This is a genomic window from Pigmentiphaga litoralis, from assembly GCF_014651835.1.
GTDB lineage: Bacteria > Pseudomonadota > Gammaproteobacteria > Burkholderiales > Burkholderiaceae_B > Pigmentiphaga > Pigmentiphaga litoralis.
The window spans coordinates 395164-410812 of record NZ_BMXQ01000003.1 but is presented as its reverse complement, the minus strand read 5'-3'; the positions used below and the strand labels follow the sequence as shown (position 1 = coordinate 410812).

Annotated in this window: 15 protein-coding genes; 6 read left to right on the top strand and 9 right to left on the bottom strand. The window is 63.8% G+C overall.

All coding sequences use genetic code 11. The features are described 5' to 3' along the window. Positions 1-50 precede the first annotated feature (50 nt). The 3 genes from IE116_RS24955 to hrcA are packed head-to-tail and all read right to left on the bottom strand — an operon-like array spanning position 51 to position 2625. The gene (locus IE116_RS24955) at positions 51-434 is read right to left on the bottom strand and encodes an RNA-binding S4 domain-containing protein (RefSeq protein ID WP_189616514.1); all 384 of its coding nucleotides are present in this window, start codon (positions 432-434) and stop codon (positions 51-53) included. 48 nt (positions 435-482) lie between these two features. Then, complete coding sequence (hemH, locus tag IE116_RS24950; protein ID WP_189616512.1) at positions 483-1610, bottom strand: ferrochelatase; 1128 nt, start codon at positions 1608-1610, stop codon at positions 483-485. Between the two features lie 7 nt (positions 1611-1617). Next, positions 1618-2625: a heat-inducible transcriptional repressor HrcA gene (gene hrcA / locus IE116_RS24945; protein WP_189616659.1), complete on the bottom strand. Its 1008-nt coding sequence runs from the start codon at positions 2623-2625 to the stop codon at positions 1618-1620. An 82-nt stretch (positions 2626-2707) separates the two neighbouring features. Between hrcA and IE116_RS24940 the strand changes: the two genes are divergently transcribed. Both IE116_RS24940 and recN read left to right on the top strand, forming a co-directional pair. After that, positions 2708-3604 carry an NAD kinase gene (locus IE116_RS24940; protein ID WP_189616510.1) on the top strand — a complete coding sequence of 299 codons (897 nt, stop codon included), beginning with the start codon at positions 2708-2710 and terminating at the stop codon, positions 3602-3604. A gap of 26 nt (positions 3605-3630) precedes the next feature. Continuing rightward, a complete protein-coding gene (recN, locus tag IE116_RS24935; protein WP_189616508.1) occupies positions 3631-5274 on the top strand; it encodes a DNA repair protein RecN in 1644 nt (547 codons plus the stop codon). A 167-nt stretch (positions 5275-5441) separates the two neighbouring features. Here the strand turns inward: recN and fur are convergent, their stop codons facing one another. Further along, complete coding sequence (gene fur, locus IE116_RS24930) at positions 5442-5861, bottom strand: ferric iron uptake transcriptional regulator (RefSeq protein WP_179589997.1); 420 nt, start codon at positions 5859-5861, stop codon at positions 5442-5444. 182 nt (positions 5862-6043) lie between these two features. Here fur and IE116_RS24925 point away from each other — a divergent pair, with 182 nt between their 5' ends. Both IE116_RS24925 and dapB read left to right on the top strand, forming a co-directional pair. Beyond that, positions 6044-6541 carry an outer membrane protein assembly factor BamE gene (locus tag IE116_RS24925; protein WP_189616506.1) on the top strand — a complete coding sequence of 166 codons (498 nt, stop codon included), beginning with the start codon at positions 6044-6046 and terminating at the stop codon, positions 6539-6541. Positions 6542-6543: 2 nt separating this feature from the next. Further along, a complete protein-coding gene (gene dapB, locus IE116_RS24920) occupies positions 6544-7338 on the top strand; it encodes a 4-hydroxy-tetrahydrodipicolinate reductase (protein ID WP_189616504.1) in 795 nt (264 codons plus the stop codon). A gap of 9 nt (positions 7339-7347) precedes the next feature. Here the strand turns inward: dapB and IE116_RS24915 are convergent, their stop codons facing one another. After that, a complete protein-coding gene (locus IE116_RS24915) occupies positions 7348-8001 on the bottom strand; it encodes a CheB methylesterase domain-containing protein (RefSeq protein ID WP_308428274.1) in 654 nt (217 codons plus the stop codon). 16 nt (positions 8002-8017) lie between these two features. Further along, positions 8018-8902 carry a CheR family methyltransferase gene (locus IE116_RS24910; protein ID WP_229828921.1) on the bottom strand — a complete coding sequence of 295 codons (885 nt, stop codon included), beginning with the start codon at positions 8900-8902 and terminating at the stop codon, positions 8018-8020. A gap of 191 nt (positions 8903-9093) precedes the next feature. Between IE116_RS24910 and IE116_RS24905 the strand changes: the two genes are divergently transcribed. Together IE116_RS24905 and IE116_RS24900 are read left to right on the top strand one after the other, a co-directional pair. Further along, entirely contained in the window at positions 9094-10659 is a 1566-nt protein-coding gene (locus tag IE116_RS24905) for a sensor histidine kinase (protein WP_189616501.1), read from the top strand. Further along, the gene (locus tag IE116_RS24900) at positions 10656-11288 is read left to right on the top strand and encodes a response regulator (protein ID WP_189616499.1); all 633 of its coding nucleotides are present in this window, start codon (positions 10656-10658) and stop codon (positions 11286-11288) included. Before IE116_RS24905 ends, IE116_RS24900 begins: the two co-directional genes overlap by 4 nt. A gap of 123 nt (positions 11289-11411) precedes the next feature. On the opposite strand, the gene IE116_RS24895 is transcribed toward IE116_RS24900, so the two are convergent. The 3 genes from IE116_RS24895 to flgK all read right to left on the bottom strand — a co-directional run bounded on the left by IE116_RS24895 (position 11412) and on the right by flgK (position 15625). Next, positions 11412-12377 (bottom strand): response regulator, encoded by a 966-nt coding sequence (locus IE116_RS24895; protein ID WP_189616497.1) that lies wholly within the window; start codon positions 12375-12377, stop codon positions 11412-11414. Positions 12378-12440: 63 nt separating this feature from the next. Then, positions 12441-13655 carry a flagellar hook-associated protein FlgL gene (gene flgL / locus IE116_RS24890; protein WP_189616495.1) on the bottom strand — a complete coding sequence of 405 codons (1215 nt, stop codon included), beginning with the start codon at positions 13653-13655 and terminating at the stop codon, positions 12441-12443. A 68-nt stretch (positions 13656-13723) separates the two neighbouring features. After that, positions 13724-15625: a flagellar hook-associated protein FlgK gene (flgK, locus tag IE116_RS24885; RefSeq protein WP_189616494.1), complete on the bottom strand. Its 1902-nt coding sequence runs from the start codon at positions 15623-15625 to the stop codon at positions 13724-13726. Between the last annotated feature and the right edge of the window lie 24 nt (positions 15626-15649).

Sequence of the window (15649 nt, the reverse complement as noted above, 5' to 3'; positions counted from 1 at the left end):
GTAAGGATCGGCATTTCAAGCCTGCCGCGACGCGGCAGGCACAAGAAAGTTCACTCTTCGCCGTGGCGGAAGCGATCCAGGCGGCGACGGTCCGCCTTGGTAGGCCGTCCCCTCAGCTCGACCGAAGGGTCACGGGCCTGACGGTTCAATTCGATGGCGGTGAGCCGTTTTTTCATGCCGTCAGGCGTTTCGTCGTACAGGGTGCGCGCAAAGACGGCCGGGCCGCGCAGGGCGGCGATGCCCCGGACCAGGACTTCCCAGTCCTGCTGCCCTGCCCGGATCTGCAGGATGTCGCCAGGCCGCACCGAACGCGAGGGTTTCACGCGATCGCCCGCCACTTTGACCTGGCCGTTTTCCACGGCAGCCTGGGCGAGCGTGCGCGTCTTGTAGAAACGCGCGGCCCAGAGCCACTTATCGATCCGCAGTTCTTCCATACGTATGTGTGTTCCAGACTGGAAATGCCAGCATGCCCGAACACATATTCAGTCGGTTGCGCCAAGTTCAAGGGCATGTTCACGCTGAATCTGCAATTCGCGTGCCTCGGCGGCCGCCATGTCGGGCGAACGCGCCGCTTTGGTCGGCCAGCCTTGCAGGTGGCGTTCGACCAGCGACGTCAACGCATCGATCCAGGGCGCTGAATCGTTGATCGCGGGAATGTAGCGATACTGCGTGCCGCCGGCCGCGAGGAAGGCGTCGCGCGCTTCCTGCGCCATTTCTTCCAGCGTTTCGATGCAATCACCCACGAATCCCGGACAGAACACGTCGACGGACGTGACGCCGTTCTTGGCGAGCTCTTTGAGGGTCGGCTCGGTGTAGGGCTGCAGCCATTCGGCCGCGCCGAACCGGCTCTGGAAGGTGATTTCCACCTGGTCCGGGGTCAGGCCGAGCGCAGCGCTCAGCAGGCGGCCGGTCTTCTGGCATTCGCAGAAGTACGGATCGCCCAGGTCGAGCGACCGGCGCGGCAGGCCGTGAAAGCTCAGCACCAGTTTCTGGCCGCGGCCATGGTGTTCCCAGAACGCGTTGACCCGCGCCGCCAGCGACGCAATGTACCCAGGGTCGTCATGAAAATGCTTCACGAATCGCAGTTCGGGCGCGTTGCGGGTGCGTGCCAGTTGGGCATTGATGGCGTCCGACACCGTGGCGGTCGTGCTGGCCGAATATTGCGGATACAGCGGCAGCACCAGGATGCGGTCGCAGCCGCGTTCGCGCAGGGTCTGCATGGCGCTGGCCAGCGACGGGTTGCCATACCGCATGCCCAGCACGACTTCCACCGCGTGACCGCGCGCGGCCAGCGCCGCATCCACCGCCGCCGTCTGACGCCGGCTCCACACCATGAGCGGCGAGCCTTCGGCCATCCACACCGACGCATAGCGCGCCGCTGCATCCTTCGGGCGCACATTCAGAATGATGCCGTTCAGGATCACCCACCAGATCGGCCGGGGGATTTCGATGACACGCGGATCGGACAGGAATTCGGCCAGGAAGCGGCGGACCGCCTTGGGATTCGGCGCGTCGGGCGTGCCGAGATTGACCAGCAGCACGCCGGTCTTGGCAGCCGCGCCGTGGACGACCGCACCATGACGATGGGGCGGTTCGGGAAGAAAACGCATGCGTGTCCTAGTGTTGGCTGAGCGCGTTGGAGAGCAGGCGCGCCGTGATGTCGACGATCGGGATGACGCGATCGTACGACATCCGCGTCGGGCCGATGACACCCAGGGTCCCCACGATCTTGCCGTCGACCCCATAGGGCGCGGTGATCACGCTCAGTTCCTCGACCGGCACCAGTTGCGAGTCGCCGCCAATGTAGATCTGGACACCCTGCGCGCGGCTGGAAATGTCGAGCAGCTGCATCAGATCGGTTTTCTTTTCGAACAGGCCGAACATCTTGCGCAGCTTGTCCAGGTCGGCGCCCAGGTCAGACACGCCCAGCAGGTTGAGTTCGCCCGAGATGACCACGGAATCGGAATTGTCGGCCGCCACCTCGGTGCTGGCGTCCACCGCCTGCTGCATCAGGCGGGAGATGTCCTCGCGCAGCTTGCCCAGGTCGCGCTGCAGCGTCAGCCGCACGTCGTCGAACGACTTGCCGCCGAAATGCTGGTTGAAAAAGTTGGCGGCTTCGGTCAGTTCGGTGGACGAGTAGTCCCGCTGAGCGAACAGGATGCGGTTCTGCACGTCCCCTTCGGGCGTGACAATGATCAGCAGCACCCTTTTGTCGGACAGCCGGATGAATTCGATCTGCCGGAACATTTGCGTGCGCTTGGGGGCCATGACGACCCCTGCAAATTGCGACAGGTTGGACAGCAGCGAGGCAGCTGATGCAATGACCCGTTGCGGGTCGGCAGCGGGAAGCAGCGTCTGGATGCGGTTTTCTTCGGACGCCTCATAGGGCCGGACCGTCAACAGCGAATCCACGAACACCCGGTAACCCCGGGGCGTGGGAACCCGCCCTGCCGAGGTGTGCGGACTGTGAATGAGCCCATGGTCTTCCAGGTCGGCCATGACGTTGCGAATCGTGGCCGGCGACAGATCGAAGACTTTCGACAAGGTGCGCGAACCGACGGGCTGGCCGTCAGTGATGTAACGCTCTATGAGCGCCTTGAGTAGCGTGCGTGCGCGATCGTCCATATCCGCTATTGTAATGACGGTCGGGCCGGGCCGGACGCTTTTTCCCCGCTCGCCGGTCACCTTCACCCATATAATCTCAAGCATGCATTTTCCCATCGTCGCCCTCGTTGGCAAATACCATGACACCGGCATCGCCGGGCCGCTGCGGGCCCTTGCGCGCATGCTTCAGGCCAGTGGCCGCGAAGTGTTGTTTGAAGCCGAAACCGCGGTCAATATCGGCCTGACTGACTACCCGTCCGCCACGGTCGACGAGATCGGGCAGCGCGCCTCGCTCGCGATCGTCATGGGCGGCGACGGCACCATGCTGGGCCTGGCCCGGCAACTGGCGCCATGGAATGTCCCGCTGGTCGGCATCAACCATGGCCGTCTGGGCTTCATTACCGACATCCCGCTCGAATCGGCCGAAGAAGCCATCGCCGGCATGCTGGAAGGCAATTTCGAGTCCGAAGAGCGCATCCTGCTCGATTCGAGCGTGATCCGCGGCGAAACCACCATGATTTCGGCGCTGGCGCTGAATGACGTGGTACTGAGCCGGGCCGGGCTGGGCGGCATGATCGAAGTCACGGTGCAGGTGGACGGCTTGTATATGTCCAAGCAGCGCGCTGACGGCCTGATCATCGCCACCCCCACCGGGTCCACCGCGTACGCCCTGTCGGCCAACGGCCCCATCCTGCACCCGTCGCTGCGCGGCCTGGTGCTCGTGCCGGTCGCGCCGCAGGCGCTGTCGAACCGGCCGATCACGATCCCCGACCACTGTACGATCGAAATCACGCTGACCCGTGCGCAGGGCGGGCGTGACGAGAGTGCAAGCGTTCACTTCGACATGCAGAGCTGGTCGTCATTGAAGGTAGGCGACCGGATCGTAGTGAGACGTGCAGAACATACCATCCGCTTCCTTCATCCCGCCGGATACAGTTACTTTTCCACTTTGCGACGAAAGTTGCACTGGAACCAGATTTCCGGCGCAGCAGTCGACTGACCCGATCTTTACTGGCCTTCTCCCGTATGCTGCGCGCGCTGCACATCAATGACTTTGTGATTGTCGACCATACCGAGGTCGAATTTGGCCCCGGATTTACCGTGTTCTCTGGCGAGACCGGCGCAGGCAAGTCGATTCTGATCGACGCCCTGGCCCTTGCGCTGGGCGAACGTGCCGATGCCTCGGTACTGCGCGAAGGCGCGACCCGCGCCGAAATCAGCGCCGTCTTCGACGTGCCCGATACCCTGACCGGCTGGCTGGCCGACCACGCGCTGGATGGCGACAGCCTGGTGCTGCGCCGCCTGATCGACAGCCAGGGCCGCAGCCGCAGTTTCATCAACGGCATGCCGGCCACCCTGACGCAGTTGCGCGAACTGGGCGAGCAACTGGTCGATATCCATGGGCAACATGCCCATCAGAGCCTGCTCAAAGCCGATTCCCAACGCGACCTGCTCGACGGTCATGGTGACCATGCCAGCCTGCGGCGCGGCGTTGCCGACGCTTGGAAGGCCTGGCGCGATGTGGCCCGCCGGCTCGAAACGGTGGAACGCGATGCTGAAAGCCTGCAGCAGGAACGCGAGCGGCTGCAATGGCAGGCCGACGAACTGGACCGCCTCGCGCTGGCCGCCGACGAGTGGGAAGAACTGCAGGCCGAACATACCCGGCTGGCGCATGCGCAATCGCTGATCGACGGCGCAAGCCAGACCATTGCCGCCCTGGAAGAAGACGATGACGCGGCGCATACGCGACTGGCAGCCGCGTCGCAGCGCATCGCCCAGCTGGCCAATCACGACTCGGCGCTGACGCCCGTGTCCGAAGCACTGGAATCGGCGCGCATCGCGCTGCAGGAAGCCGTATCCGACCTGAACAGCTACCTGGCCCGGCTCGAGGTCGATCCGCAGCGGCTGTCCATTGTCGAAGCCCGCCTGCAGGCCGTGTTCGAAACGGCGCGCAAGTTCCGGCTGACGCCGGACGAATTGCCGGAGCGGCATCAGACACTGCTGGCCCAGCTGGACACGCTCAAGGAATCGGAAGACGTGCAGGCGCTGCGTGCACGGGCCGAGGCGGCGCGCGCGGCCTACGACGCCCTGGCCAAGGAACTGAGCGCGGCACGCCACAAGGCTGCCGCGTCCCTGTCAAAACAGGTCACCCAGGCCATGCAGACCCTGGCCATGAGCGGCGGCAAGTTCGAAGCCGTGGTCCAGGCCGGTGAACCCGGCGCGGCGGGCGCTGACCTGGTCGAATTTCGGGTGGCCGGGCATGCAGGCACCACGCCTCGGGCCCTGGCCAAGGTGGCATCGGGCGGCGAACTGGCCCGGATTTCCCTGGCGCTGTCGGTGATTGCCAGCCGGGCGGCGCGCGTCCCGACCTTGATATTCGACGAGGTCGATACGGGCGTGGGCGGCGCGGTGGCCGAAGTCGTTGGGCGCCTTCTGCGCGAACTGGGCAATTTCCACCAGGTGTTGTGCGTGACCCACCTGCCGCAAGTGGCGGCATGCGGCAACGTGCACTACGAGGTGGAAAAGCGGCAGTCGGGCACCAGCACGGTGTCGGGGGTGCATCTGCTGAACCGTACCGGACGGATCGATGAGATCGCCCGGATGCTGGGCGGTATCGAGATCACCGCGACCACCCGCAAACACGCTCGCGAGATGCTGGGCAACAATTAGCTGTGAGCGGTGGGCGGGATGCGGTGGGTCCGGGTGCGGGAGGTTTGGAGGCGGTACTTGAGGATGCGGTATTTCAGGATGCCGCGGCGGGCTCGGGCAGTCGACAGGCCAGCCGCATGAGCCGACGCCAGGTACGCGCCGACGGTGTCAGGCGCAACGCGTCGGGATCAGCGGGCCTTGGTGCAACGCTGGCAGATGCCGTACAGCGACAGGGCGTGCCCGGTCAGCGTGAAATTGTGGTCCTTGGCAATCTTTTGCTGCCGCTTTTCGATTTCCGAATCGAAAAACTCTTCCACGCGGCCGCAGTTGGTGCAGATCAGGTGGTCGTGATGCTCGCCTTCGTTGAGCTCGAACACGGCCTTGCCGCTGTCGAACTGGCTGCGGCTGAGCAGGCCAGCCTGCTCGAACTGGGTCAGCACGCGATAGACGGTGGCCAGTCCGATTTCGACGTTTTCACCGATCAACGCCCGGTAAACGTCTTCTGCGCTCATGTGGCGCGTTTCGGCCTTGCGGAACACATCAAGGATCTTCAATCGAGGAAACGTCGCCTTCAGGCCGATGCTTTTGAGTTCGTTCTGGTCAGTCATGGTGGTCCTTTCGCAGCCTGTTACTTCGTTCAGCCTTTATGATAACGGTTTCCCCAGTCAAGACGAGTTGCGCATCTGTGCCAAACGCTCTGATTTACCTATTTCGCTCGCCCGCCCGCGCCACGCTGCCGGCCGCCCCTGATTCCCGCCGCGCGCTTCCCGTGCGCTGGAAGCTTGCCAGCATGGCTGCCGTCATGGCCCTGGCCGGATGCAGCAGTGTGAACAATTACGTGCCGGGCTTCATCAAGCCGTACAAGGCCGACATCCAGCAGGGCAACTGGCTCACGCAGTCGCAGGTCGACATGCTGCGCCAGGGCATGACGCGCGAACAGGTGCGTTTCGCCCTGGGCACGCCAACGCTGACCAGCATTTTCCGTGGCGAACGCTGGGATTATCCCTATCTGTTCATTCCGGGTAACGGCCCGACCGAAGAGCGCGTCTTCACCGTCTACTTCGTGAACGACAAGCTGGACCGCTGGAACGGCGACAAGCAGCCCGCCCGCCAGCCCTTCCAGAAGACCGACACGCGTCGTGAAGCGGCCACCCCGGTCTTCCGGTCGAACACAGCCGCCAACCCCGGTCCGGAAACGGTGCCGCAGGGTGAGACGCTGGACGGCACGCCACCCCCCACCAGCCTGGACCCCAGCTCGGTTCCGATGCCGACGCCGGCAAGGAACTGACGATGCGGATTGCCATTGCAGGCGCCAGCGGGCGCATGGGCCGCATGCTGATCGAAGCCGTGACCGCAGCGCCTGACATGACGCTGACGGTCGCGCTGGGTCATGCCGGCAGCAAAAGCATCGGCACCGACGCCACGGCCTTTACCGGCCGCGACAGCGGGGTGATCGTGACGTCCGACCTCGACGCACTGGCCAATGCGGATTGCCTGATCGACTTCACACGGCCCCATGCCACCCTGGACCACCTGGATGCGTGCGCGCGCCACGGCGTGAAGCTGGTGATCGGAACCACCGGCTTCGATGATGCCGGCAAGGCCGCGATCGCCAAGGCAGCCGAGCAGGTCGGCGTCGTGTTCGCGCCCAACATGAGCATCGGCGTGAACGTGACGCTCAAGTTGCTGGACATTGCCGCGCGCATCCTGAAAGACGACTACGACGTGGAAGTATTCGACCTGCACCACAAGCACAAGGTCGATGCGCCATCAGGCACCGCGCTCAAGATGGGCGAAACGGTGGGCGACGCCTGGGGCAAGCCCCTGGCCGAGGTCGCGACGTGGGCGCGTCATGGCGACACCGGCGCGCGCCAGGCGGGCACCATCGGCTTTTCCGCGGCGCGCGGCGGCGACGTTGTGGGCGATCACACCGTGTTCTTCTGCGGCCCGGGCGAACGCATCGAGGTCACGCACCGGTCCAGCAGCCGCGCCACGTATGCCGAAGGCAGCGTGCGCGCCGCCCGCTTCCTGGCCGACCAGGCACAAGGCCTGTTCGACATGCAGGACGTGCTGGGCTTGAAGTAAGCGGTTGATTCAGGGCGCCAGCAGCCGCTGCCTGGCTTCTACAGCCACCAGGATGCGTTGCGCGATCTGCGGCAGGGCCACCACTTCGTGCACGGCGCCCATCGCAATGGCCTCGCGCGGCATGCCAAACACCACGCTGGTGGCCTGGTCCTGCGCCAGGTTGTAGCCCCCTGCCTCGCGCAGGGTCACCATGGCGCGCGCGCCATCCTTGCCCATGCCGGTCAACATGACCGACACAGCGGCCTGCCCCGCCATCTTCGCGACAGACAAGAAGAGCACCTCGACCGACGGGCGGTGCCGGTTCACCGGCTCGTCTTCGGAAAGCACGGCGCTATAGCCAAACAGCGCGTGGCGTACGGCAAGATGCGCATGCCCGGGCGCCACATAGGCCCAGCCGGCCAGCAGGCGTTCTTCGTGCTCGGCTTCTTTGACGTGCACGGCCGAATATTTGTTGAGCCGGTCGGCAAAGCTGCGGGTAAAGCCCGGCGGCATGTGCTGCGTGATGACGATGGGCGGCAGGCCAGCGGGCAAGTGCATGAGCACGTCGCGAATGGCTTCGGTGCCGCCGGTCGACGCGCCGATCGCGATGATCAGGCGGCGGTCGTACCGGCCGGCATGCGCGGCGGCAAGGGTGGCACACGTAGGCGCGGGGTGCTCGGTCATGGCCGGATCCAGGCGATCAGGTGGCTGCGGCGGACTGGCGCGCCCGCGCGTAGACCGTCTTGCCCTGCAACACGAACGCCTGCTGACCGTGCGAAAAGTTCTCGGAATGCCCGACGAACAGCAGCGCATCGGGCGGCATCAGGGGCGCCATGCGGGACACCACCTTCAATTGCGTCACGCGGTCGAAGTAGATGAGCACATTGCGGCAGAAGATCGCGTCGAATGGCCCGCGCACCGACCACACCGGGTCCAGCAGATTCAGCTGGCGGAAAGTGACCAGCGCGCGCAACTCGGGCCGCACGGTGTAGGTGCCCGGCGGTCCTTGCACGAAATATCGTCGCACCTGCGCTTCGGGCACCTTGGCGATCTGGTCTTCGCGATAGACGCCTTTGCGTGCCTGATCGAGCACATGGGTATCCAGGTCGGTCGCAATGATCTGGATCGGCGGCGTCAGCGTGCCGAAGGACTCTGCCGCGGTCAGCGCAATTGTCCAGACTTCTTCACCGGTCGACGCCGCGGCGCACCAGATCTGCAGCGTCTGCCCGGGCCGGGCGCGCTGCTTGAAGTAGTCGGCCAGCATCTGGAAATGATGGCTTTCGCGGTAAAAATACGTCAGATTGGTCGTCAGCGCATTGACGAACTGCTCCCATTCCGGCGAACCGCTGCGCAGCGCGTCCAGGTAGGCGCGGAAGGTCGACGCACCGGTCGCCCGCAGGCGGCGCGCCAGGCGGCTGTAGACCATGCTGCGTTTGGCTTCGGACAGCGAAATGCCGGTATGTTGCTTGAGCAGCAATCGAACCTTGTCGAAATCCGCGGTATCGAACGCAAATTCGGTGGCCCCGGCGGACTCGCCGAGCGCGGCCAGGCCCTGTACGAGTGTGGAAGTGGGGCTTCTGGGGATCACGGTGGTCCTTAAAAAGAGGGGCGACGCCCGCGCGGCTGCGCCGCGTGATATCGTCGCACGCTATCATTGCAGAGCTTATCGGCAGTAGGCCCACGCTTATTGAGAGCAGCCCATCAAATTGCTGCAAATCCGATGACACGCCTGACTGCCGGTGCGGCGTGAGCACTCAATACCAGGTTCTTCACACCATGATGGCTACGCCACCCACCCTGCCCGGTCCGGACGACGCTGATGGCCGAGATGCCACGCCGTTGTGCGTACTGTTCGTCGAGGACTCCCCCTCCGACTTCTCGCTGATGCGGGCAGTGCTGGCCAATGCTGGCCTGACGATCTCCGCGCGCCGCGTCGAGACCGAGCAGGACATGCGCGAGGCCCTCAGCACCGCGCAGTGGCACGCGATCGTCAGCGACCATTCTTTGCCGACGTTCAGTGGGAAACGCGCGCTGGCGGTCGCCAAGGACATCGGCTTTTCGGGCCCCTTCCTGATCGTGTCGGGCGCCATCGGCGAAGAAGCCGCGGTCGACGCCATGCGTTCGGGCGCCGACGACTACGTCATGAAGAACAACCTGCGCCGGCTGCCGCCTGCCCTCGAACGCAGCCTGCGCGAAGTGCGCAGCCGCGACCAGCGCATGCGCGCCGAAACCGCGCTCGAATCCGCGCACGATCAGTTGAACGCGATTTTCTCGGCGACGCCGGTGGCGCTGTTTGCGGTTGCACGAAACCTGCAGGTAACGATGTGGAGTCCGGCGATCGAAGAACTGACCGGGATGTCGCACACCGAAGTCCTGACCAAGCAATTCACCTTGCCCGACCCGGGCGATACCGAACGCCTGCTGACCCTGATCATGCCGGCGCTGGGCGGATTCCCGCTGACCGGCCTCCCCTTTGGCATGCAGGCGCGCGGCGAACGCCGCGAGCTGCTGGTCTCGGCCAGTCCGCTGAGCGGCCGGCCGCCGGCAGGCTGTGTGGTGTCGCTGTCGGACGTGACGCATCTGGCGCGTGCACAGGCCGAACTGAGCCGGTCCGAACAGCAACTGCGCGAGCTGTCGCGCCACACTGAACTTGTTCGCGAAAACGAACGCGCCGAGCTTGCCCGCGAAATCCACGATGATCTGGGTGCCCTGGTGACGCGGATTCGCGCGGACCTGGCGCTTGCACGCCGGCGATCCAGTGAACCTGCTACGGCGCAATTACTGGAAGAAGCCGAGCAGATGGTCGCGTCTCTGGGCGTGGCGATTTCGCGTATTGCGCGCGCGATGCGGCCACCGGTGTTGGATTTCGGCATCGTTGCCGCCATCGAATGGCAGGCCCGCGATTTCTCGCAGCACTCCGGTATCGAAGTGAAGGTGAACACCAATCAGGAAGACCTGTCGCTCGGTCTGGAGCAATCCACTGCCGTCTTCCGCATCTTCCAGGAAGCGTTGACCAACATTTTCAAGCACGCGCAGGCCACGCGCGTGAACATAGAGTTGTTTGCAGACGACACCAGCATGACGTTGGAAGTGCGCGATAACGGAGTCGGTCTGGCCCCCGATGCCCTGCGAAAACAGACGTCTTTCGGGTTGCGCGGCATGATGGAACGCATCCATGGTTTGGGTGGCTGGATGGACATAAGTGGAACACCGGAAGCGGATAGTGGCAGCGCAGCCTCATCCAAAGGAACTACACTAATGATATCTATACCGCTACACAGTCAGGATCCATCCATGGCCGCACATTCCAAAGATCCCAAGCCCAATGCAGGCGCCGAATGATTCGCCTGGTTATCGTTGACGACCACGCCATCGTTCGCTCCGGCCTTCGTCAAATCGCTCAGACAGAAGGCGGCATCAGTGTCGTCGGAGAAGCCGGCGAATGCGGCGAATTGCTCGACGTGTTGCGCAAGACCGAAGCCGACGTCGTGCTGATGGACATCTCCATGCCCGGCAAGAGTGGCCTCGACGCCCTCAAGCAGGTGCGCGAGCGCTGGCCCAAGACCGCCGTGCTCATGCTCAGCATGTATCCCGAAGACCAGTACGCGGTGCGTAGCGTCAAGGCCGGCGCAGCGGGTTATCTGCACAAGAACTCGCCGCCTGAAACGGTCATCGAAGCGATTCGCACCGTTGCGCGCGGCAAGAAGTACATCACGCCCGAACTCGCTGAACAGCTCGCCACGCACCTGAGCCAGGGTGACGAGCGCCCGGTGCACGAGACCCTGTCCGACCGCGAATACCAGACGATGGCCATGATCGCATCGGGCCGTACGCTCACGCAGATCGCCGAGGCCATGTCGCTGTCGCCCAAGACCGTGTCGGTGTACCGCGCGCGCCTGCTCGAGAAGATGAAGCTGAAGAACAACTCCGAGCTGACGCACTACGCGCTGAAGCACCGGCTGGTGGACTGAGGCTCAGCCTTACCGCCGGGTGGGTTGAAGGTGCAAGGCGCCGTCGAGATGACGGCGCCTTTGGTTTTTGGCGCCTACAATTTGGACCATGCCTGCTGTCAGACAGCGGCCACGACGGTTGTGTCAGTCGCCCATGCGGCTTGTGTAGTACTTTCCGCCGCCCGCCTTGTCCAGCGCCGTACCGGTCGTGTCGGAATGCAGCACCGTACAGACCGCCTCCCGCCCTTCCCGCAGATACGACAGATTGTCGAACGCCAGCATGTTGGCCATGGCGATGCCGCGGCCGTGTGAATCGAACGCACGGTCTGGCGACATCTCCAGGAACGACGGCCAGTCAAAGCCCGGGCCCTCATCCAGGATGTGGAACACCAGCCGGTCTGGCAGCCGCCGGAACGTCGCTTGCGCGATGCGGTGCGCGTACTTTGGCATCGTCAGGCGGCGCTCGATTTCCTGCGCCCAACCGCCCTCCACGCTCAAGCGGCCCTTCTCGGCATATCCCAGTTCAAGATTGCCGTGCTCGATCGCATTGATCATGAGCTCCGCCAGGCCGACCACGACAGCCTCGGGATTCGGGCACAGCTTGGCCAGGAACGACGCAAGCTGGCGTGCTTCCGACAGGGTCGAAAATGTGAACTGGGCACGCTGGACGTTGGAGAAGATTTCCTGCGCATCGGTCAGCTGGCGCTTGAGCTGCTTCTGCCGCGCGCGAACATCGATCGCAGCCGACACCACAGCCACCAGGATCGCGTGTTCATAGGGTTTGGTGAGGTAGTAGTGGGCCCCCTTCGTGAAGCCCTCCAGGACCTCATGCTGGCGCGACGCCGCGGTCTGCATGATGACGGGAATGTCGGCGAAACGAGGGTCCGACTTCATCCGCTCGAGCAATTCGATGCCGTTGATCCCGGGCATCATGCGGTCGAGCACGACAATGTCGAAGGGCACGCCGCCATGCTGCAGCATGTCCCAGGCCTGGATGCCATCGCTGGCGGCCTTCAATCGGTATCGGGGGTCCGACAAGTGCTCGGAAATGATGGCCAGATTGAGCGGCTCATCATCCACGACCAAGATGTTGAACAGGTCCTGCTGCATGGCGCCTCTGAGTATGCCCCTGCGGTCCGTGCCGGGGGGCGTGGCTCACACCGGCAGCTGGGATCAGAGGTAGTTGAAAATGCTTAGTTGAGAGATCTTAGTGTAAGTCAGTTGGGCAGCCTCGACGCTGAACTTGCGCTGGGCGAGTTCGGTTGCCAGCTCGACTTGCGTGGCTGCGTCCGCCCCTGTGACGCGAGCCATCTCTTCAGTCAGCGCGTCGCTTCGTGCGCTGTCTGACGACAATGCTGCTTCGACCTCGTTCAGCCGGCTGCCAAGCGACGTGCGGGCTTCCAGCATCCGGTCCAGCCCGCCGTCGATGTTCGCCGACAGCGCGAACAGCGCGTTGCCGCGACGTGCGGATTCCTGCGACGATTCAGGCATGCTCAGCGCGGCGATGGCCTGGTCCATGGTGTCGAAAATGCTCTGGCTGCTCGAGGTGGACACGCTGAGCGTGTCGCCCGCCTTGGGCGCGCCGCTGAACGACAGGCGCACACCGGCGACGTCCAGCGTGGCAGCGCCTGCTGTCAGCGTTCCGGCGGCATAGGGCTCACCTTCGCCGTCGGTCACCGTGTACGCACCGTCGGCGCCGAACGACACGTTGAACGGCCCAAGGGCCTTCTCGTTGCCCCAGACGGTCTTGTCGTTGATCGTGCTGCCGGTGAGCAGCAGACCGCCCGTGTTCGCCTCGCCTGCGGTCGCAACGACCCCGGCCTTGCCGGTAATGGCCGTATCGAACACGTACGCACCCGAGAAGTTCGCGTCGACGAAACGATTGGGCCCGATCTGGCTTTGCCGGATGCCGCTATCGCCACCGTAGACGACGCCGTCAGTGGTGCGTGTGAAAGGCTGGGAATCGCGCTTGAATCCTGCAAAAACGAAGTTGCCGCTTTCGTCCTGCGTGTTGGCCAGGGACATCATCTGGTCGCGCAGGCTGGTCATGTCCGCAACGACCGACGCCCGGTCCGATGCGCTCAAAATACCGCTGCCCGCCTTGACGATCGACGACTTGAAAGCCGACAGCAGCGTGCTTCCCTGGCCCAGGTAATTCTCGGCCTGCTCCAGTTGCCCCTTTACGTCGGCCTGATTCTTCTGCATCTGCTCGGACGAGCGAAGGCTGGCGTCCAGCGCCACTTCGCGGCTCGAGGCGATGGGATCATCCGCCGGCGTCAGCACACGGCGCCCTTCCGCCACCTGTTGCGCCACCTTGACGAGGGACGCTTGCTGGGTAGTCATGGCGCGAACGCTGGCTTCATGCAACTGGGCGGAGCTGATTCTCATGGGAAGTCTCTGGATGCGTGGGGATGCGAGTCAAACGGTTAACGGGCGAGCTGTGGACTGACCGGCCGTCAACGCAGCGACGTGATCAGTTCGTCGAACAGCTGCGACGACATTGCCAGGATCTTGCCTGCAGCTGCGTACGCCTGCTGGTAGCGGATCAAGGACGCGCCTTCTTCGTCAGTGTTCACGCCTGCGTTCGACTGTTCTTCGTTGATGGATTGCGTGAAGGCTGCCTGCTGCGCCGTCTTGCTCACGTTGATCGCGCTGGCACGCGTTCCAACCTGCGCAACCAATGAGGCGTACTTGTCGGTCAGGGTATTGCCGTCCAGCAGCTTGGTCGTGCCCAGCGCGGCCATGGCCAACGCGTTGCGGTTGTCGCCCGAGGGGTCGCCGCGAGACGCGGCAACCGTAAAGGTGTCACCGGCGGAAGGCGTTCCTGTCATGTCGAATGACCAGCCATTCAAGGCGATTTCGGACTTTGGCGGGGTCAGCACGCCAGCGCCGAGGACCGCGCCGGCGCTATTGCGCAGTTCGTACTTGCTGCCGTCGGTAAAGACCACGTTCACGGAACTGCCGTAATCGACCGTGTCCGCTTCGACCGAATGCAGATGACCGATGACGCCCGTACCTTTGTTCGCAGCCGAAGTCTTGAGTTCCATTGGGGACGCGGTAGCAATCTTGTTCGGATCGCTGACCAGCACTTGCAGACCGCCTGCCGCTTCCCGCGCCACGCTGACGGTGAACGAGTCGCCATCGGCTAGGTCGCCGGACATTAGGCCAATCTGCAGGCCTTCAAATTTCTGCGGCAGGGAGTCGTAGGTGCCAACGACCGCGCCGGTGCCACCGCGGGTCACCACATAATCGCTGCCGTTGCGGGTGACCTGATAGTCGTCGCCTGTCAATGAGCGGATGTCAGTCACGCTGATCGATATCGAGCCGTCGCCGGAGTTGTTGCGGCCAGGTATGGCCAGCGGTGCGCCAATGGTGAACATCGGCGTGCCGGCATCCCCTTTGGCGTCAATACCAAACTGCTGTTGCTGGTTATAGCCGGCAGCCATCGCGATGGCGATCTTGCCGAGTTGGGCCTGGGCGTTGTTCAGTTCCTTGTCGCGGAATTGAACCAGCGCGCCTAGCGCCCCCCCTTCCAGGTCCGACTCGCGCAGCGGCGTTTCCTTGCCGGAACGCATCAGGGTCAGCGTGCCGCCGGCAAGCGAGTTGGCGTCGGACTGGAAGGCGAATTCCGAAGCGACGGTTCCGACAACCAGCGGCTGGCCGCTGCTCAGGTTCACGTTAATCGAGTTTTCTTGCGTGCTGAAGCTGATCGATGTCAGTTTGCCCAGTTCGCGCAACACCTGTTCGCGCTGGTCCAGCAGTTCGTTGGGCGAATGGCCGTTGCCGGTGGCGCCCATGGCGACATTGATCTTGTCGTTATAGGTGGCGATGGACTGGACCAGTTCGTTGATCTTGACCGTGGTCGCCGAGATCTGCTGATTGGTGCCATTGCGCAGGCTGCTCAAGTCGTCGCTGATGCTGCGAAAGCGCGCCGATGCGGACTGCGCCGCGGTCAACGCGGCTTGCCGCGGCGCCGATTCGCTGGGACGCTGGCCAAGATTGCTCATGGCCTCGTACATGGTGTTCAGCGAATTGGTAATGCCCGTGTCGACCGTACCCATCCGGTTCATCAGGCCAGTCATCTGGTCGGAATAGGTGTTGAGGTAGCTGAGCGACGAGGCGCCTTGCGTGGTCTGTGCGGTCAGGAACGCGTTGTACGCGCGCGTCACCGTAACCACGTCCACGCCCTGCCCGAAGTATCCCGACCCGGAAAAATTGGAGAACGAGGCGTTCTGCACCAGTGTCTGGCGCGAATACCCGACCGTGTCCGAGTTGGTGATGTTGTTCGCAGTCACGGACATGCCGGCCTGGGCCGCCTTGAGTCCGGTAAGCGCGATGTTCAGGATACTGGTTGCCATATCAGCAGATGCCTATGCGAAGTG

Coding starts and splice junctions, on each gene's coding strand:
- IE116_RS24955 (WP_189616514.1), bottom strand. CDS start 434: ATGGAAGAACTGCGGATCGATAAGTGGCTCTGGGCCGCGCGTTTCTAC.
- flgL (WP_189616495.1), bottom strand. CDS start 13,655: ATGAGAATCAGCTCCGCCCAGTTGCATGAAGCCAGCGTTCGCGCCATG.
- dapB (WP_189616504.1), top strand. CDS start 6,544: ATGCGGATTGCCATTGCAGGCGCCAGCGGGCGCATGGGCCGCATGCTG.
- IE116_RS24905 (WP_189616501.1), top strand. CDS start 9,094: ATGATGGCTACGCCACCCACCCTGCCCGGTCCGGACGACGCTGATGGC.
- flgK (WP_189616494.1), bottom strand. CDS start 15,625: ATGGCAACCAGTATCCTGAACATCGCGCTTACCGGACTCAAGGCGGCC.
- fur (WP_179589997.1), bottom strand. CDS start 5,861: ATGACTGACCAGAACGAACTCAAAAGCATCGGCCTGAAGGCGACGTTT.
- IE116_RS24925 (WP_189616506.1), top strand. CDS start 6,044: ATGGCTGCCGTCATGGCCCTGGCCGGATGCAGCAGTGTGAACAATTAC.
- IE116_RS24915 (WP_308428274.1), bottom strand. CDS start 8,001: ATGACCGAGCACCCCGCGCCTACGTGTGCCACCCTTGCCGCCGCGCAT.
- IE116_RS24940 (WP_189616510.1), top strand. CDS start 2,708: ATGCATTTTCCCATCGTCGCCCTCGTTGGCAAATACCATGACACCGGC.
- hrcA (WP_189616659.1), bottom strand. CDS start 2,625: ATGGACGATCGCGCACGCACGCTACTCAAGGCGCTCATAGAGCGTTAC.
- IE116_RS24895 (WP_189616497.1), bottom strand. CDS start 12,377: ATGCAGCAGGACCTGTTCAACATCTTGGTCGTGGATGATGAGCCGCTC.
- recN (WP_189616508.1), top strand. CDS start 3,631: ATGCTGCGCGCGCTGCACATCAATGACTTTGTGATTGTCGACCATACC.
- hemH (WP_189616512.1), bottom strand. CDS start 1,610: ATGCGTTTTCTTCCCGAACCGCCCCATCGTCATGGTGCGGTCGTCCAC.
- IE116_RS24900 (WP_189616499.1), top strand. CDS start 10,656: ATGATTCGCCTGGTTATCGTTGACGACCACGCCATCGTTCGCTCCGGC.